Below are 17,831 nucleotides of genomic sequence, written 5' to 3'. Positions count from 1 at the left end.
ATGCTGGAGTGAGGCACGATTTCGAAGGAGCAGACGTGATCGACAAGCAATGGGACTCGGCAGCGCACGCCGTGTCCGACATCCCGGACGGAGCCTCGCTGGCGGTCGGTGGGTTCGGGTTGTCCGGCAACCCGATCGCGCTCATCGAAGCCCTGCTGGAGCAGGGCACGAAAGACCTCAGCGTCGTGAGCAACAACTGCGGGGTCGACGACTGGGGACTCGGGGTCCTGCTCGGCGCGCAGCGCATCCGCAAGATGACGTCGTCGTACGTGGGGGAGAACAAGGAGTTCGAGCGTCAGTTCCTGAGCGGCGAACTCGAGCTCGAACTCACGCCGCAGGGCACGCTGGCCGAAAAGCTCCGGGCCGGGGGATCGGGGATCGCGGCCTTCTACACGCAGACGGGTGTCGGCACCCAGGTCGCAGAAGGCGGGCTGCCCCGCCGGTACAACGCGGACGGCACGATCGCCGTCGCCTCCCCGGTGAAGGACGTCCGAACGTTCGAGGTCGATGGCTCGCCGGCGGACTTCGTGCTGGAGGAGGCGATCACCACGGACTTCTCGCTCGTGCACGCTTCCCGCGGCGATCGCCACGGGAACCTCGTCTTCAACAAGGCGGCGCGCAACTTCAACCCGCTGGCCGCGATGGCCGGACGCATCTGTATCGCTCAGGTCGAACAGCTCGTGGAGCCGGGCGACCTCGATCCGGACGGCATCCATCTTCCCGGTGTCTTCGTGCATCGCATCGTCGAGGTGGGCAGGGACATCCCCAAGCGCATCGAGCGACGCACCGTCGCCGTGGAAGGAGCCTGAAATGGCACTCACACGAGACCAGATGGCGGCCCGCGCGGCAGCCGAGCTGGAGGACGGTTCCTACGTCAACCTCGGAATCGGCTTGCCGACGCTCGTTCCGAACCACGTGTCGAGCGACATCACGGTGGTGCTCCAATCTGAGAACGGGATTCTCGGCGTCGGGCCCTATCCGCACGAGGACGCCGTGGACCCCGACCTCATCAACGCGGGCAAAGAGACGGTCACGACCCTGCCCGGTGCGGCGTTCTTCGACTCGGCCACCAGCTTCGGGATGATCCGCGGCGGCAAGATCGACGCCGCGATCCTCGGCGCGATGCAGGTCTCGACGAGCGGTGATCTCGCGAACTGGATGATCCCGGGCAAGATGGTGAAGGGTCCCGGCGGTGCCATGGATCTCGTGCACGGTGCCGCTCGGGTGATCGTTCTGATGGAGCACGTGGCCAGGGACGGATCGCCCAAGATCGTGGACGAGTGCTCGCTGCCGCTGACCGGTCGCGGCGTGGTAGACCGGATCATCACGGACCTGGCCGTCATCGACGTCACCCCCGAGGGGCTGACGCTCGTCGAGACAGCCCCCGGAGTGAGCGTGGACGAGGTCATCGCCGCCACCCAGCCGACGCTCACCATCCATCCGGATCTCCTCCACGAAAGGACCTCGCACCATGACTGACAACGACATCGTCATCGTCGCCGCCGCCCGGACCCCGCAGGGGCGACTGAAAGGCCAGCTGGCGGCCTTCACCGCTCCTCAACTCGGATCCTTCGCGATCCGGGGCGCGCTGGAGCAGGGCTCCGTCGACCCCGGAGATGTCGACGCGGTGATCGTCGGACAGGTGCTGGCGGCAGGCTCCGGCCAGAATGCTGCTCGGCAGGCAGCGATCGGCGCCGGGATCGGCTGGGACGTTCCCGCCCACTCCGTGAACAAGGTGTGTCTGTCGGGCTTGACCGCGATCATCGACGCCGCCCGGATGATCCGTACCGGCGACGCGTCCGTCGTCGTCGCCGCCGGGATGGAGTCGATGACGCGGGCACCGCACATGCTGATGGGGTCCCGCGACGGTTGGACATACGGCAGCGTCGAGGTGCTCGATCACATGGCCTACGACGGTCTGACCGACGCCTACGACCGGGAGAGCATGGGCGCGTCGACGGAGCGCCACAACGAGCGATACGAGCTCACTCGGGAGGCGCAGGATCGCGTGGCCGCACTGTCGCATCAACGAGCGGCCGCGGCGCAGGAAGCGGGAGTGTTCGAGGCCGAGATCGTCGCCGTCGCCGTGCCCCAGCGCCGGGGCGAGCCGGTTCGCGTGACGAAGGATGAAGGTGTGCGCCCCGATACCACCGTCGAAACTCTCGGCGGTCTGCGGGCGGCCTTCGCGGAGGGCGGATCGATCACGGCGGGGAACTCGTCACAGATCTCCGACGGCGCATCGGCCGTGGTCATCACGACGCGGCGCGCGGCCGAAACCAAGGGCTGGTCGGTACTTGCCACCGTCGGCGCCAGCGGCCAGACAGCCGGTCCCGACAACTCGTTGCAGGCCCAGCCGGCGCGCGCGATCGAGCGCGCGTGCGAGAAGCAGGGCATCGCCCCCTCGGACCTCGATCTCGTGGAGATCAACGAGGCGTTCGGTGCGGTCGTGGCCCGCTCGCAGGTCGAGCTCGGGTTGGACGAGGCCATCGTGAACATCCACGGCGGAGGGATCGCGATCGGGCACCCGATCGGCGCATCCGGTAACCGACTCGTGGTGCACGCCGTTCACGAGCTCGCGCGTCGCGGAGGGGGAACGGCCGCCGTCGGGCTGTGCGGCGGTGGCGGTCAGGGCGAGGCGCTGATCCTCACACGGTGAACGATGCGCTCGGGGCGCACGGTGTCAGTGCCGTGCGTCCTTGGCGTGATCCTGAGTGTCGGCGAGGGCCTTCTGCGAGCGGAACTGGAGTCGCTGAGCCTTCTTCGCCTTCTTGACCGACTGCGGCGAGTCGGCGTCGACGAGCACCCCGCGTCGCTCGCGGTTCATGTCGATCACCGCGCCGACGGCGAGCGCCATCGTGATGCCCCAGCTCAGCCAGGACAGCAGGGAGCGCCAGGTGATCGGCTGCTCGCGGGTGCCGCGTAGCAGCGAGACCCCTGCAGAGATCGCAGCGACGAGTCCGGTGCTGAAGAGGTAGCGCATGCCCCCACGCTACCTTCCCGCACCCCAGGTCGTACCGAGCCTTGACAAGCCCTCCCTGATCCTGTCAGGGGAGTATGTCGTGAAAGACAGACGGAGCGCCCGTAGATCGGGCGTTCCGGCGTAGAACGAGGCGCCGGGCACGTACGCGACATCGTTGGCCAGGGCGCGTCCGAGCGATTCGGCGGCATCCATACCCTCAGGCAGCCGTGCCCAGACGAACATGCCGCCGTCGGGACGGTTCCAGGTGCTGCCGGTCGGCAGAACGGTGGGCAGGGCGTCGAGCATCGCGTCGCGCCGGGCGGAGTAGGCCTCACGGATGCGGGTGAGCGCGGGCTCCCCACGACCCGAGAGGAGGTAGTGGGCAGCTGCGGCCTGGTCGATGGTGGAGGTGTGGAGGTCGGCGGCCTGCTTCGCGATCGTCACAGCGGGGCGGATATCAGGGGTCGTGCGGATCCATCCGATGCGCAGTCCCGGGGCGATCACTTTCGAGAAGCTGCCGAGGCCGATCACGTGCTCCGGTGCGAGCTCGGCCAGTGAGGGGAGGGCCTCACCCGAATACCGCAGTTGGCGGTAGGGCTCGTCCTCGACGATGCGGAACCCCCGCCGCTGCGCGATGGCGGCGATGTGCCGACGGGCATCGAGTCCGTGCGTGCGTCCGGTGGGATTCTGGAAGGTGGGGACCGTATAGAGGAACTTCGGGCTGTGCTCGGCGGCCAGCCGGTCCAGTGCTTCGAGATCCAGCTCGTCGCCGTCATAGGGGACGCCGATGACCCGCGCCCCGGCCAGCGCGAAGGTCTGCAGGGCCGCGAGGTAGCACGGTTCCTCGACCAGGATCGTGTCGCCGGGATCGAGAAGCGTCGTCGAGATCAGGCCGAGCCCCTGCTGCGAACCCGTCGTGATGATGAGGTCGGATGCCGCGGTGGGCAATCCGTCCGCCGAGTAGCGCCGGGCGACTTCCTCCCGGAGCCGGGTGTCTCCCTCGGATGTGGAGTACTGGAGCACAGCGGGGGAGTCGAGGACCGCGTCGAACGCCGCCCGGATGCCGACGACGTCGAACAGCTCGGGCGCGGGGAGACCGCCGGCGAACGAGATGACCTCCGGGCGCTCGGTCAGCGCGAGAAGGTCGCGCACCGGCGAGGTCTTGGCGTTTCCTGCGCGCTGCGAACGCGGAGGGAGGGTGAGTGCGGCGGCAGCGGCATGCGGGGCAGTGGTCAACGGAGGTTCTTCCTCGGAGGAGTGAGTGCGGGGACAGCGGTGCGGCGGTGTCGCCCAGGATAGACCCGTCTCGAACTTGCTCGTCGTGGTCTCCTCCCGGCTGCTTCCCGGGCGCATCCGCTATCCTGGGGTCGTCGCGGCTCGCCCGCGGCCGCACAAACCGTGTATCTACCGGCCGTCGGCATCCCCGGCGGACAGCGGCGGCACCCGACATCGCGTCTTTGACGCGCGAGAGCCATGACACGCGCATCAGCACCCCCGCAGATCACCGAGCCGAGCCCGAGCCTTCTCCGTCTCGCCGGATTCCCCTACTTCCTCATCGCCTTCATCGCGCGACTTCCGTTCGCCATGATGGTCGTCGGCGTCCTGACCGTCGTCGTCTCGGCCCGCGGCTCGCTCTCGCTGGGTGGGCTCACATCGGCCGCTGTCGGTCTGGGAACGGCGTGCTTCGGCCCCCTTCTCGGCGCCGCCGCCGACCGGTTCGGCCAGCGGGTGGTCCTGGTCGTGCTCGCACTGGCCAACGGCGCGATGCTCCTGCTCTTCACCTTCGTGGTCTACGGGGAAGCCGCAGACGGCTTCGTGCTGTTGGCGGCGGTCGGGATCGGCGCCACAGCACCGCAGGTCGCGCCGCTCTCGCGCTCACGTCTGGTCACGATCATCGCCGATCGGATGCCGGAGGCGCGTCGCGCGAAGACCGTCTCCGGGACGATGGCCTACGAGTCCGCGGCGGATGAGACCGTCTTCGTCTTCGGCCCCTTCCTGGTCGGCATCCTGGCGTCCGCATTCGCGCCCTGGGCCCCGTTGGTGGGCGCCGCCGTGCTCACCGTCGTCTTCGTCGGCGCGTTCGCGCTGCACCCCAGCGGACGTCACGTGTCGCAGGACCGCGACGCCGACGGCAGGGCCCCGTCAGCGGTCTCGGAGCTGTTCCGGCCGCAGCTGCTCATCGTCGTCCTCGGCATCCTGGGCGTCGGGATCTTCTTCGGGACGATGCTGACGTCGCTGACGTCGTTCATGGCGGACCGCGGTGCGCCCGAGCAGGCCGGACTGCTCTACGGCGTGATGGGCGTCGGGTCGGCGGTGCTCGCGCTGGGCGTCGCCTGGCTTCCTCCGTCGTTCTCGATGCGCGCACGGTGGCTCGTCTTCTCCGGCATCCTGCTGGCTGGAACACTCCTGCTCGGCCTCGTCGACTCGCCCGGCACGATGATGCTGGCGCTGGCGATCATGGGAATCGGGATCGGACCCACCCTGGTCACGCAATACAGCTTCGGTGCCGCCCGCAGCCCGCGTGGACGTTCGGCGACGGTGATGACGATGCTGGGCTCCGGCGTCGTGGTCGGGCAGTCGATCGGTGCGGCAGTGGCCGGCGAGATCGCCGAGAACGTCGGAACATCCGCCGCACTCCTGCTGCCGATGATCGCCGCGTTCATCGCCTTCGGAGCGGGAGTGGCGAACTGGGTTCTCAGCGGCGAGAGGCGAGGTCGTTCGACGGTGACCGCCTGACCTCGGGCGACGGTATTCCGTGATCCTGGGTAGGTTGGATTCCATCGTTGATGTGAGGAGTCCCACTTGACCGCCGCAGATTTCGTCGTCGTCGCCAACCGCCTGCCGGTCGACCGGGTGGAGGGACCTGGCGGCGAGGAAGTCTGGCGCACGTCTCCCGGTGGGCTCGTCGCCGCGCTCGAGCCGATGATGCGCAACGTGCACGGCGCCTGGGTGGGCTGGGCAGGGCAGGCGGACGTCGAGCTGACGCCGTTCGAAGCCGGTGGTATCGAACTGGTGCCGGTCGCGCTGAGCGCGGAGGAGATCGCGGAGTACTACGAGGGCTTCGCCAACGACACGATCTGGCCGCTGTACCACGACGTGATCGCGCCGCCGCAGTACCACCGCGAATGGTGGGACGCATACGTCCGGGTCAACCGTCGGTTCGCGGAAGCAGCCGCCGCTGCCGTGGCGGAGGAGGGCACTGTCTGGGTGCACGACTACCAGCTGCAGCTCGTCCCGCAGATGGTGCGCGAACTGCGTCCGGACGTGACGATCGGCTATTTCCACCACATCCCGTTCCCGGCTCATGGCCTCTACGCCCAGCTGCCGTGGCGCGATCAGGTGCTGCGCGGGCTGCTCGGTGCCGACGTCATCGGCTTCCAGCGTGCTCAGGACGCCACGTACTTCCTCACGGCGGTGCGCCGCCGGCTCCGCTACGACGTCAAGGGACCGAACGTCTCGGTCCCCGACGGGGAGGGGACCCGCACGGCACTGGCCCGGGCATTCCCGATCTCCATCGACACGACGCCCTACCTCGAGCTCGCGGCCCGCGAAGACATTCGCGCGCGTGCCGCCGAGATCCGGGCAAGCCTCGGCAACCCGAAGCGCATCCTGCTCGGCGTCGATCGACTCGACTACACCAAGGGCATCCGCCACCGCATCAAGGCCTACGGGGAGCTGCTCGCGGAAGGGCGACTCAACGTCGAAGACGTCACGCTCGTGCAGGTCGCGAGTCCGAGCCGGGAGCGCGTCGACGCGTACGTCCATCTGCGTGACGAGATCGAGCTCGCCGTCAGCCGAATCAACGGCGACACGGACACGATGGGCCACTCCGCCATCCGGTATCTGCACCAGGGCTATCCACGCGAGGAGATGGTCGCGCTCTACCTGGCTGCCGACGTGATGCTGGTGACCGCACTTCGGGACGGCATGAACCTCGTCGCCAAGGAATACGTCGCCAGTCGAGTGGACGATCGCGGAGTCCTCGTGCTCAGTGAGTTCACCGGCGCGGCGGACGAGCTGCGGCAGGCGGTGCGGGTCAACCCGCACGACATCGAAGGGCTCAAGGACGCGATCATGACCGCGGTGGAGATGCCCCCGGCCGAGCAGGGTCGGCGCATGAGATCACTGCGCCGCCGTGTGCTGGACAACGATGTGAACGCCTGGTCCTCCTCGTTCCTCGCTGCGCTGTCCGAGGCCCGCGGACGCTGAGCGCCCGCGGGGCCGCGATACTGGGAAAGAACCCCCCTGCGATTGGAGAACCTGTGACGCGCCCCTGGATCCCCGGAACCGATGACGACGACCTGAGCGCCCTGGCGGCTACTCCGCGCCTGGTCGTGGCCCTCGACTTCGACGGCACCGCCTCCCCGCTCGTGCCCGACCCGATGGCCGCGCGCGCACTGCCGGAGGTCGCCGTGCAGGTGGAGCGACTCGCATCGCTTCCCGACACCGTCGTGGCCTACGTCTCCGGGCGCAGCATGCACGACCTGCGCGTCATCACCGAACACACCGACGATTCCGCGATCGCCCTGGCGGGCTCGCACGGCGCGCAGTACTGGTTCCCCGGCGAGGGAGACGCCGAGATCGCGGGCGACATCACCGAGGACGGCTCGCGTGAAGAGCTGTGGGCAGCCGCGAAGCCGATCATCGAGCGCTACGAAGGTGCCGAGTTCGAGCCCAAGACCTTCGGCATGGGCGTGCACACCCGCCGCGCGGACCGCGAGTCCGAAGGGCGCGTTTTCGCCGAGATCGACGCCCTCGTCGCCGAGCGCTTCCCGCACTGGCGCCGCCGAGCCGGACACCGCGTGCTGGAGTTCTCCTCGCGCGCAGAGGGCAAGGACGCGGCGATGACGGCGCTCCGCGAGCGCTTCGACGCCACCGGAATCCTGTTCGCCGGCGACGATGTCACCGACGAGGACGCGATGCGCGTGCTGGAACCCGGTGACCTCGGGGTGCGGGTCGGCCCGGGGGAGAGCGCCGCGGTGCTTCGTGTGGACACTCCACAACAGATCGCCGCGCTTCTGGAGGCGCTGGCGGACGCCCGCACCTCTGCGCAGCAATAGACTTCCGTCATGTCCTCGCATGATCCCTCCAATAGCGCGCCCATCGACATCAAGCCCCGCAGCCGCGTCGTCACCGACGGCATCGAGGCCACGACCTCCCGAGGCATGCTCCGTGCCGTCGGGATGGGAGACGCCGACTGGGACAAACCGCAGATCGGCATCGCGTCCAGCTGGAACGAGATCACGCCCTGCAACCTGAGCCTCGACCGGCTCGCGCAGGGTGCCAAGGAGGGCGTGCACTCCGGTGGCGGCTACCCGCTGCAGTTCGGCACGATCTCCGTCTCGGACGGCATCTCCATGGGCCACGAGGGGATGCACTTCTCGCTGGTGTCCCGTGAGGTCATCGCCGACTCCGTCGAGACCGTGATGATGGCCGAGCGCCTCGACGGCTCCGTCCTGCTCGCCGGGTGCGACAAGTCGATCCCGGGCATGCTCATGGCGAGCGCCCGCCTCGACCTGTCGAGCGTGTTCCTCTACGCCGGCTCGATCGCGCCGGGGTGGGTCAAGCTCTCCGACGGCACCGAGAAGGACGTCACGATCATCGACTCGTTCGAGGCGGTCGGTGCGTGCCGTGCCGGTCTCATGAGCGAAGAGGACCTCAAGCGCATCGAGTGTGCGATCGCCCCGGGTGAGGGTGCCTGCGGCGGTATGTACACCGCCAACACGATGGCGTCCGTCGCCGAGGCGCTCGGACTCAGCCTCCCGGGTTCCGCCGCGCCGCCCGCCGCAGACCGTCGGCGCGACTACTTCGCCCACCGCTCGGGCGAGGCCGTCGTGAACCTGCTCCGTCAGGGCATCACGACGCGCGACATCCTCACCAAGGAGGCGTTCGAGAACGCGATCGCCCTGGCGATGGCGCTCGGCGGCTCCACGAACGTCGTGCTCCACCTGCTGGCGATCGCCCGCGAGGCCGACGTCGACCTGAGCCTGCACGACTTCAACCGCATCGGCGACAAGGTTCCCCACGTCGCCGACATGAAGCCGTTCGGCAAGTACGTCATGAACGACGTCGACCGTCACGGCGGCATCCCCGTGATCATGAAGGCGATGCTCGACGAGGGGCTCCTGCACGGTGACGCACTCACCGTCACGGGCAAGACGCTCGCCGAGAACCTCGCCGACCTCGACCCGCAGCCGATCGACGGCGAGGTCATCCACACGTTCGACAACCCGATCCACGCGACGGGCGGGCTCACGATCCTGCACGGTTCGCTGGCTCCCGAGGGCGCAGTCGTCAAGACGGCCGGCTTCGACGCCGCCGTGTTCGAGGGCCCCGCCCGCGTGTTCGAGCGCGAGCGCGCCGCCATGGACGCCGTCGCCGAGGGCGAGATCGAGCCCGGCACCGTCATCGTCATCCGCTACGAAGGCCCCAAGGGCGGGCCGGGTATGCGTGAGATGCTCGCCATCACCGCGGCCATCAAGGGCGCGGGACTCGGAAAAGATGTACTACTCTTGACGGACGGACGATTCTCAGGCGGCACAACCGGCCTGTGCATCGGCCACATAGCACCCGAAGCGGTGGACGCAGGTCCCATCGCCTTCGTGCGCGATGGTGATCTGATACGGGTCGATATCGCAGCTCGCTCTCTCGATCTACTCGTCGACGACGCAGAGCTCGCCTCCCGCCGTTCCGGCTGGGAGCCGCTTCCCCCGCGCTACACCCGAGGCGTTCTTGCCAAGTACTCGCGCCTCGTGCGGTCCGCCGCCGAGGGAGCGACCACCGGCTGACCCGGACGCTCCGGCATCCGGTGTCCTCCACAGATCATCAGAAGGAAAGTCATGACTGCTGACTCCGCCCCGGCTGTGCCGAGGCCGCCCGCCCGTCAATCCTCTGCTCCGGAGATCACCGGCGCCGAGGCCGTCGTCCGCTCGCTCGAGCTGCTCGGCGTCACCGACGTCTTCGGCCTTCCCGGCGGAGCGATCCTTCCCGTGTACGACCCGCTGATGGATGCCAAGGACCTGCGCCACATCCTGGTGCGGCACGAGCAGGGAGCCGGTCACGCGGCCGAGGGGTACGCCTCCGCGTCCGGCAAGGTGGGCGTGTGCATCGCGACCTCCGGCCCGGGTGCGACGAACCTCGTCACCGCGATCGCCGACGCCTACATGGACTCGGTGCCGATGCTGGCCATCACCGGTCAGGTGTTCTCGACGCTGATGGGGACCGACGCCTTCCAGGAGGCCGACATCGTGGGCATCACGATGCCGATCACGAAGCACTCGTTCCTGGTGAAGGACGCGGCCGACATCCCGGGCGCGATCGCGGCGGCGTATGAGATCGCCGGCACAGGTCGCCCCGGTCCCGTGCTGGTCGACATCACCAAGGATGCGCAGCAGGCGACGGCGCCGTTCGTGTGGCCGCCCAAGATCGATCTCCCCGGCTACCGTCCGGTGACCAAGGCGCACGGCAAGCAGATCCAGGCCGCAGCCACCCTGCTCGCCGAGGCCAAGAAGCCGGTGCTGTACGTCGGCGGCGGAGTGATCCGTGGCAAGGCGTCGGCCGAGCTCCTCGAGCTCGCGGAGTCCACGGGGGCGCCGGTCGTCACCACGCTGATGGCCCGCGGCGCCTTCCCCGACTCGCACCCGCAGCACCTCGGCATGCCGGGGATGCACGGCACGGTCCCGGCCGTGCTGGCGCTGCAGGAGGCCGACCTGCTGGTGTCGCTCGGCGCACGGTTCGACGACCGCGTGACGGGCAAGGCGGCGCTCTTCGCCCCGAACGCCAAGGTCGTGCACGTCGACATCGATCCCGCGGAGATCTCGAAGATCCGCACCGCGGATGTGCCGATCGTGGGAGATGTCCGCGACGTGCTGACCGACCTGGATGCCGCGTTCCGCGGTGCGACGGCCAGCGCGAAGCCGGACATCGAGGAGTGGTGGTCGTACCTCGATGGCCTCCGCACCGAGTTCCCGCTCGGCTACGCGCCGACGACCGACGGGCTCCTCGCTCCGCAGTACGTGATCCAGCGCATCGGCGAGCTCACCGGTCCCGAGGGCATCTTCGCCTCGGGTGTCGGCCAGCACCAGATGTGGGCGGCGCAGTTCATCAAGTACGAGCGCCCCAACGCCTGGTTGAACTCCGGCGGCGCCGGCACCATGGGCTACTCGGTGCCCGCGGCGATGGGCGCGAAGGTCGCAGAGCCGGAGCGTCATGTCTGGGCGATCGATGGCGACGGTTGCTTCCAGATGACCAATCAGGAGCTCGCGACCTGCACGATCAACAACATCCCGATCAAGGTCGCGATCATCAACAACTCCTCGCTGGGCATGGTGCGCCAGTGGCAGACCCTGTTCTACGACGGCCGCCACTCCAACACCGACCTCAACACCGGGCACGGCACTGTCCGCATCCCCGACTTCGTGAAGCTCGCCGAGGCCTACGGCTGCCTCGCGATCCGCGTGGAGAAAGAGGAAGAGGTGGACGCCGCCATCAAGCTCGCGCTCGAGACGAACGACCGCCCCGTGGTGATCGACTTCGTCGTCAGCGCCGACTCCATGGTGTGGCCGATGGTCCCGCAGGGAGTCAGCAACAGCTACGTCCAGTACGCCCGCGAACACGCGCCCGAATTCGATGAGGAGGTCTGAGCCATGTCGACCCACGTGCTGAGCCTGCTGGTGGAGAACACCCCCGGCCTTCTCACCCGCGTCGCGGGCCTCTTCGCCCGCCGCGGCTTCAACATCGATTCGCTCGCCGTCGGCGTGACGGAGGTGCCCGGGATCTCCCGCATCACGGTCGTCGTCGACGTCGACGAGCTGCCGCTCGAGCAGGTCACGAAGCAGCTCAACAAGCTGATCAACGTGATCAAGATCGTCGAGCTCGATTTCTCGACGTCGGTGCAGCGCGAGCACATGCTCGTGAAGGTGCGCACCGACAACGCCACGCGCTCGAACGTGATCGAGGTGGTGAACCTCTTCCGCGCATCGGTGGTGGACTACGCCTCGGATGCGCTCGTGATCGAGGTGACCGGCGACAAGGGCAAGGTCGACGCCATGCTCCGCGCGCTGGAGCCCTTCGGCATCAAGGAGATCGCGCAGTCGGGTCTTCTCGCCATCGGGCGCGGCGGCAAGAGCATCACCGAGCGCGTCCTGCGCGGCTGACCACACCGATCAACACAGTCTTCGCCGCTCCCGGAGTGGGCGAATCCCGACGAAACGCAAAGAACAAGGAGAAACACACAGTGAGCACCGAGATCTTCTACGACGCCGACGCAGACCTGTCCCTGATCCAGGGCAAGAAGGTCGCGATCGTCGGCTACGGCTCGCAGGGCCACGCCCACGCGCAGAACCTGCGCGACTCGGGCGTCGAGGTCGCCATCGCGCTGAAGGAGGGCTCCAAGTCCGCCGCGAAGGCCGAAGAGGCCGGCTTCCCCGTGAAGACCGTCGCCGAGGCCACCGAGTGGGCCGACGTCATCATGATCCTCGCGCCGGACCAGCACCAGCGCATCATCTACAGCGAGTCCATCGCGCCGAACCTCACGGCCGGCAAGACGGTCGCCTTCGCACACGGCTTCAACATCCGCTTCGGCTACATCGACGCGCCCGAGGGTGTCGACGTGATCCTCGTCGCCCCGAAGGCGCCGGGCCACACGGTTCGTCGCGAGTTCGTCGCCGGCCGCGGCATCCCGGACATCATCGCCGTCGAGCAGGATGCTTCGGGCCACGCCTGGGACCTCGCCCTCTCGTACGCGAAGGCCATCGGCGGCACCCGCGCCGGCGTCATCAAGACGACCTTCACCGAAGAGACCGAGACCGACCTGTTCGGCGAGCAGGCCGTGCTCTGCGGTGGCGTGAGCCACCTGGTGCAGGCGGGCTTCGAGACGCTGACCGAGGCGGGCTACCAGCCGCAGATCGCGTACTTCGAGGTGCTGCACGAGCTCAAGCTCATCGTCGACCTGATGTGGGAGGGCGGCATCGCCAAGCAGCGCTGGTCGATCTCCGACACCGCCGAGTTCGGCGACTACGTCTCGGGCCCGCGAGTCATCGACGAGCGTGTCAAGGAGAGCATGCAGGGCGTGCTGGCCGACATCCAGTCGGGCGCCTTCGCGAAGCGCTTCATCGACGATCAGGACAACGGGGCCGAGGAGTTCCTGGCGCTGCGCGCCAAGGAGGAGCAGCACCCGATCGAGGTCACCGGCAAGGAGCTGCGTTCGCTCTTCGCGTGGAAGCAGCAGGACGAGGACTACGTCGATGGCAGCGCTGCGCGCTGATCTGAGTCAAGCCTGACCTGAGTCAGCAAAGAACGGGCGTCCCCTCGGGGGCGCCCGTTCTTTCGTTCCTCTCCCGGCGGGTCAGAGCCGGGTGAGCTCCTCGAGGATCTCGATCACGTGCCGGTAGGGGCGGCCGGTGGCCCTGGTCATCCCGATCTCGCACGTGCGGTTCGCCGAGACGAACGCATCGAAGCTGCCGCGCTCATCCTCCGCGGCAGCGATCTCGGCGGACTCCTGCGCGGTCGCACTGGCGGTGAGTTCCGGATGCAGCATCCCGCGGTCACCGGCGAACGCGCAGCAGCCCCAGCCCTCCGGGATGAACACGTCGTCGGCGACGGCGGCTGCGATCTCGGTGAGAGCGCCCGTCGCCCCGAGGGCGGTCGTCGAGCACGTCGGGTGCACAGCCACCGTCGGGAGCTTCGCCGGCACGGTCAGCCTCGGCAACACCTCACGGGCGACGTAGGTGGTCGCATCCTCGATCCGGAGCCCGGCGTACTTCGGATTCTTCGCCACGGACTGCGCGAGCATCACGTCGAGGCCCTCGGTGCAGGATGCGGCGTCGCACACCACGGGGAGCTCTCCCTGGCAACTCGCCTCCCAGAGGGAATCCAGTACCCGGTCGGACATGAGCCGGTAACCGTCGAGGTGGCCCTTGGATTTCCAGGGCGTGCCGCAGCAGAGGCCGCCGTTCTCCTCCGGGATCACCAGGGGGATCCCGGCGCGGTCCAACAGCTCACGCAGCGCGTCCCTCGATCCCTGGCCCTCGCCCTCCGCGCCGAACATCGTGCCGATGCACGCGCCGAAGAACACGACCTGCGCATCGCTCGGGGCCGCGGGGCGCGGAGGCTTCGACCCGCCCCGGGGGAGTCCCGCGTCGTAGAGCGGGAGCGTGTCGGCACCCAGAACGGCGCGTCCCACTTGGGTCACGCCGCGGACCAGCGGAGCCGGGAGCGCGTCGGCGACTGTGAGGGCGACGCCGCCGGCCCGGGTGACCGTGCTCCAGTGCTTCGCCGCCGTGCCCCAGAGGGCACCCTCGACCGCGTTCGACTGCTCGGCCCGCAGCCGACGAACCAGGTCGCCGGTGTTGATGTCGACCGGGCACGCCACGCCGCACATGCCGTCGACGGCGCAGGTCTGCACGCCGTCGTAGTCGTAGTCCTTCTGCAGGTCCCGCAGCAGCTCGGTGTCGCCCTGCTCTTCGGCCCAGGCCATGTCACGACGGATCACGATGCGCTGGCGCGGGGTGAGCGTGATGCTCTTGCTCGGACACGTCGGCTCGCAGTACCCGCACTCGACGCAGCGATCGACCTCGTTCTCGACTGTGGGAACGCGTTTGAGGTCGTGCAGGTACGAATCGGGGTCGTCGGAGAGGACGACGCCGGGGTTGAGGATGCCGTCGGGATCGAGCAGGCGCTTGATCTCCCACATCATCTCGGTCAACTCGTCGCCGTACTGGCGGCGCACGAACGGCGCCATGATGCGACCGGTTCCGTGCTCGGCCTTCAGCGAACCCTGCTGGGACAGCACGAGGTCGACCAGGTCGTCGGTGAACCGGCGGTAGCGGGCGACGCTGTCGGCGTCGTCGAAGCGCTCGTTGAGCAGGAAGTGGACGTTGCCGTCCTTCGCATGCCCGAAGATGACGGAACCCTCATACCCGTGCTCGGCGAACAGCTCGATCAGACGCTCACAGGTCGCGAGCAGGCGGGGGACGGGCACGACGATGTCTTCGAGCAGAGCGGTCGTGCCGGAGGGACGGGCACCGGCCACTGCCGTGTAGAGACCCTTGCGCACATGCCACAGCGCGGCCCGCTCGGCAGCGTCCGTCGTGAGTCGGGGCGCCACGGCCAAGGGCAGCGCCTCGAAGTGCGCCTGGGCGGCGGAACTCGCCGCGGTGAGGGACGCGGTATCGGAGGCGTGGACTTCGACGAGGAGCGCCGCATGCCCCTGGACGTCGATCTCCGCGATCGCTGCCGGGACATCGCTCAGCCCCTGTGCGACGCGCAGCGATGCGGCATCCATCAGCTCGATCGTCGCGAGGCCGAGACGCGTCAGGTCGGGGAGCGCGGTCATGGCGGCCGACAGCGTCTCGAACACCAGCAGACCGGTCGCGATCGCCGGACGCACCTCGATCGTGCGGAACCGTGCCTCGGCGACGAACGCGAGGGTGCCTTCGGACCCGATGATGAGGTGCTCGAGGATGCGCACCGGATCATCGAAGTCGAGCAGGGCGTTGAGACCATAGCCCATGGTGTTCTTCATCGAGAACTGCTGCCGGAGGAAGGCGACGCGCTCTGGCGCAGCGAGCAGCCGGGCGCGCAGCGCGAGGAGCCCGTCGGCGATCGCCGGTTCGGCGGCGCGCAGCAGCTCGTTCGCGTCCGGGCGTCCGGTGTCGAGGATCGTCCCGCTCGGGAGCACGATCGTCATCGATTCGATGGTCTGGTAGGAGTTCTCGGTGATGCCGCAGGCCATGCCGCTGGAGTTGTTCGCCACGACCCCGCCGATCGTGCACGCGATCTCACTCGCCGGGTCGGGGCCGAGCTTGCGGCGGTGGCGTGTCAGACGCGTGTTGACCTGCCGAACCGTGGCTCCGGGGCCGACGCGGACGAAGGCGCCGTCGTCTTCCACGCGGATGTCGCGGAAGTGACTGCGCGTGTCGACGAGGATGTCGCCGCTGACGCTCTGCCCCGAGAGGCTCGTCCCGCCGGAGCGGAAGGTCATCGTGCGTCCCGCCGCACGCACAGCGCCGAACGCACGGGCGACGCCCTCGGCATCCGCGGGGGAGAGCACCGCATCCGGGATGAGCAGATAGTGCGAGGCGTCGTGAGCGCGGGCGAACCGGTCGATGGAACGGGAGTGGACCTCGGTCGTGGGGCCGAGAAGTTCGGGGTCCAGCGGTTCGGCGAGTGTGGTCGGCACGGTGCTCCTCTGCTCCGTCGAAAGATTGTCAGACAAGTGTACCGACGGTGGCGCGTTTCGTTAGACTATCCGCATGACCACGACCTCGGACGCGCCGCTGGGTGTCGTCGGCGTGGTCGACGCCGTCACCGCTCAGCTGCGCGGACGCATCCTCCGTGGCGAGATCGGCTCCGGTGCGCCGCTCACGGAGGCGGCGGTGTCGCAGACGTTCGGCGTGGCCCGGCCGAGTGCGAAGGCGGCCATCGAACAGCTCGTCGCCACCGGACTCCTGGTGCGCACCGCTCACCGAAGCGCACGAGTGGTCGGGATCGACTCCGACACCGTGCGCGACGTGTACCGCACACGCGTGCGGCTGGAGAGCGCGGCGCTGCGCGAACTCGCCGTGACCAGGAGTGTTCCTGACGCCGCCCGCGACGCCAACGCCGAGATCCTCGCGATGCCCGCCGGCCCCGACCCGGCCACCGTCGACCCCGATCTGCGCTTCCATACCGCGCTCATCGACGCGCTCCGGAGTGAGCGGACCGGTCGGATGTACCGCAGCGTCCTCGACGAGGTGCGGCTGTGCATGGCGCAGGTGCAGGGTCGCCGGCTGCTCGATGCCGCGGTGATCGCGGCCGAGCACGCCGACATCCTCGACGCGGTCGAGTCAGGGGAGGGCGAGCGTGCTGCTGCCCTTCTCGATGCGCATCTCTCGTCGGCCGAGGAGAGGCTCGTCGAAGCGCTCGACGCCGACTAGCGACCGGAGATCGTCACTCGGCCGGTACCTCGTCGACGACGATGGGTGCTTCCGTGGAATCGGCCCATTCGGGTGCGGGCAGGACGGTGTCCACCTGCCCGGCCTGGATCGCCCGCAGCGCCTCGGTGATCTCCTCGTCGTTCTCGGGAACGGGAAGGTCGCACGCACGTAGCTCGGAGGCGAACTGCAGCGTCAGCCGATTCTTGCCCGCTTCCACGGCCTGGGCCGTCGTGCCGGTGATGATCTCGCTTCCGGTCTGGATCGCCGAGACCTCATCGCAGACGTGGTACACCTTGCCGCCCTCGACCCACACGACCTCGTCCTTGCCGAGCAGTTGGATCACGGCGGACTGATCGGCCGTGTACTGCTCGACCGACGGCGGAGCGAAGTCGACGCCGAGGACGACGGCGAGAGCCGCGAGGGCGACACCGACGATGCCGGCCGTCGTCTTCTGGCCCTTGTCCATGTCCTTGTTGAGGAAGATCAGGATGACGAGCGGGAGGAAGGCGACGATCGCGATGATCGCGCCGAGCTGGTTCTGCACGAAGAACCGCACCTTGTCGGACTTGCGCGCGGGGTCGAGGCGGTTCGCCTTCTTCCAGAGCACGGATCCGGTGATCGAGAGTGCAGCGATCACGACGAGCAGCACGAGGAGGGCGATGAAAGCCCACTGCGGGAACGTCGCCGTCACGCCGTGCTCCTCGAGGAGTCCGGTGTCGGGGTTGCGGAGGAGCTGTCCGTCCTCGCCGACGTAGACGCGCTGGCGCAACAGCCAGAAGATGCCGACGGCTTCGCCGATGATCGCGACGGCCCAGAGCACGGCGGCGATCCAGCGGAAACGTGTGGCCTTCGCCTTCGCCTCGGGAGTGGGGACCCATCCGGCGGGCGGCTCGGTGTTCGTGCTGCTCGCCGCAGGCGGCTCGACGTCGGCGTTCTTGTTGTCGCTGTCGGCCACG

The 17,831-nt window shown here is 68.6% G+C and carries 15 protein-coding genes; 11 read left to right on the top strand and 4 right to left on the bottom strand.

Annotated features, from left to right (window positions below):
- Positions 1-35 precede the first annotated feature (35 nt).
- From J7E45_RS01830 to J7E45_RS01820, 3 genes are read left to right on the top strand one after another with little or no spacing between them, the layout of a single operon-like run.
- Positions 36-809 carry a CoA transferase subunit A gene (locus J7E45_RS01830; protein ID WP_215066716.1) on the top strand — a complete coding sequence of 258 codons (774 nt, stop codon included), beginning with the start codon at positions 36-38 and terminating at the stop codon, positions 807-809.
- 1 nt (position 810) lies between these two features.
- Complete coding sequence (locus tag J7E45_RS01825; protein WP_205828788.1) at positions 811-1,479, top strand: CoA transferase subunit B; 669 nt, start codon at positions 811-813, stop codon at positions 1,477-1,479.
- On the top strand, positions 1,472-2,656 hold the full coding sequence (locus J7E45_RS01820; RefSeq protein WP_215066714.1) for an acetyl-CoA C-acetyltransferase: 1,185 nt from the start codon (positions 1,472-1,474) through the stop codon (positions 2,654-2,656). Before J7E45_RS01825 ends, J7E45_RS01820 begins: the two co-directional genes overlap by 8 nt.
- Positions 2,657-2,680: 24 nt before the next feature.
- On the opposite strand, the gene J7E45_RS01815 is transcribed toward J7E45_RS01820, so the two are convergent.
- Positions 2,681-2,980: a hypothetical protein gene (locus J7E45_RS01815; protein WP_029263584.1), complete on the bottom strand. Its 300-nt coding sequence runs from the start codon at positions 2,978-2,980 to the stop codon at positions 2,681-2,683.
- Between the two features lie 9 nt (positions 2,981-2,989).
- A complete protein-coding gene (locus J7E45_RS01810) occupies positions 2,990-4,195 on the bottom strand; it encodes a PLP-dependent aminotransferase family protein (protein ID WP_251053346.1) in 1,206 nt (401 codons plus the stop codon).
- Between the two features lie 237 nt (positions 4,196-4,432).
- Here J7E45_RS01810 and J7E45_RS01805 point away from each other — a divergent pair, with 237 nt between their 5' ends.
- The 7 genes from J7E45_RS01805 (at position 4,433) to ilvC (ending at position 13,223) form a co-directional block, all read left to right on the top strand.
- Positions 4,433-5,695 carry an MFS transporter gene (locus J7E45_RS01805; RefSeq protein ID WP_215066712.1) on the top strand — a complete coding sequence of 421 codons (1,263 nt, stop codon included), beginning with the start codon at positions 4,433-4,435 and terminating at the stop codon, positions 5,693-5,695.
- 66 nt (positions 5,696-5,761) lie between these two features.
- Entirely contained in the window at positions 5,762-7,168 is a 1,407-nt protein-coding gene (locus J7E45_RS01800; protein WP_215066710.1) for a trehalose-6-phosphate synthase, read from the top strand.
- Between the two features lie 53 nt (positions 7,169-7,221).
- Complete coding sequence (otsB, locus tag J7E45_RS01795) at positions 7,222-8,019, top strand: trehalose-phosphatase (protein WP_215066709.1); 798 nt, start codon at positions 7,222-7,224, stop codon at positions 8,017-8,019.
- 9 nt (positions 8,020-8,028) lie between these two features.
- Positions 8,029-9,747, top strand: a complete 1,719-nt coding sequence (gene ilvD / locus J7E45_RS01790) for a dihydroxy-acid dehydratase (RefSeq protein WP_215066707.1) — start codon at positions 8,029-8,031, stop codon at positions 9,745-9,747.
- A gap of 51 nt (positions 9,748-9,798) precedes the next feature.
- Positions 9,799-11,601: an acetolactate synthase large subunit gene (locus tag J7E45_RS01785; RefSeq protein ID WP_215066705.1), complete on the top strand. Its 1,803-nt coding sequence runs from the start codon at positions 9,799-9,801 to the stop codon at positions 11,599-11,601.
- A gap of 3 nt (positions 11,602-11,604) precedes the next feature.
- Positions 11,605-12,114, top strand: a complete 510-nt coding sequence (ilvN, locus tag J7E45_RS01780; RefSeq protein WP_091027442.1) for an acetolactate synthase small subunit — start codon at positions 11,605-11,607, stop codon at positions 12,112-12,114.
- Positions 12,115-12,194: 80 nt separating this feature from the next.
- A complete protein-coding gene (gene ilvC, locus J7E45_RS01775) occupies positions 12,195-13,223 on the top strand; it encodes a ketol-acid reductoisomerase (RefSeq protein WP_215066703.1) in 1,029 nt (342 codons plus the stop codon).
- An 81-nt stretch (positions 13,224-13,304) separates the two neighbouring features.
- On the opposite strand, the gene J7E45_RS01770 is transcribed toward ilvC, so the two are convergent.
- Complete coding sequence (locus J7E45_RS01770) at positions 13,305-16,139, bottom strand: FAD-binding and (Fe-S)-binding domain-containing protein (RefSeq protein ID WP_215066700.1); 2,835 nt, start codon at positions 16,137-16,139, stop codon at positions 13,305-13,307.
- A gap of 73 nt (positions 16,140-16,212) precedes the next feature.
- Between J7E45_RS01770 and J7E45_RS01765 the strand changes: the two genes are divergently transcribed.
- Positions 16,213-16,875: a GntR family transcriptional regulator gene (locus J7E45_RS01765; protein ID WP_167635385.1), complete on the top strand. Its 663-nt coding sequence runs from the start codon at positions 16,213-16,215 to the stop codon at positions 16,873-16,875.
- Between the two features lie 13 nt (positions 16,876-16,888).
- Here J7E45_RS01765 and J7E45_RS01760 read toward each other — a convergent pair whose 3' ends face one another.
- Complete coding sequence (locus J7E45_RS01760; protein ID WP_091027435.1) at positions 16,889-17,830, bottom strand: hypothetical protein; 942 nt, start codon at positions 17,828-17,830, stop codon at positions 16,889-16,891.
- Position 17,831: the final 1 nt, after the last annotated feature.

The sequence above is a fragment of the Microbacterium sp. ISL-59 genome, from assembly GCF_018613945.1.
GTDB lineage: Bacteria > Actinomycetota > Actinomycetes > Actinomycetales > Microbacteriaceae > Microbacterium > Microbacterium oxydans_B.
Note: the sequence above shows the minus strand (reverse complement) of the source record. Positions and strands in the feature narration are given on the sequence as shown.

What these genes read in the sequence shown, in the direction of transcription:
- J7E45_RS01765 (WP_167635385.1), top strand. Translation starts at nt 16,213, where the DNA reads ATGACCACGACCTCGGACGCGCCGCTGGGTGTCGTCGGCGTGGTCGAC.
- ilvD (WP_215066707.1), top strand. Translation starts at nt 8,029, where the DNA reads ATGTCCTCGCATGATCCCTCCAATAGCGCGCCCATCGACATCAAGCCC.
- J7E45_RS01785 (WP_215066705.1), top strand. Translation starts at nt 9,799, where the DNA reads ATGACTGCTGACTCCGCCCCGGCTGTGCCGAGGCCGCCCGCCCGTCAA.
- J7E45_RS01805 (WP_215066712.1), top strand. Translation starts at nt 4,433, where the DNA reads ATGACACGCGCATCAGCACCCCCGCAGATCACCGAGCCGAGCCCGAGC.
- J7E45_RS01820 (WP_215066714.1), top strand. Translation starts at nt 1,472, where the DNA reads ATGACTGACAACGACATCGTCATCGTCGCCGCCGCCCGGACCCCGCAG.
- ilvN (WP_091027442.1), top strand. Translation starts at nt 11,605, where the DNA reads ATGTCGACCCACGTGCTGAGCCTGCTGGTGGAGAACACCCCCGGCCTT.
- J7E45_RS01815 (WP_029263584.1), bottom strand. Translation starts at nt 2,980, where the DNA reads ATGCGCTACCTCTTCAGCACCGGACTCGTCGCTGCGATCTCTGCAGGG.
- J7E45_RS01825 (WP_205828788.1), top strand. Translation starts at nt 811, where the DNA reads ATGGCACTCACACGAGACCAGATGGCGGCCCGCGCGGCAGCCGAGCTG.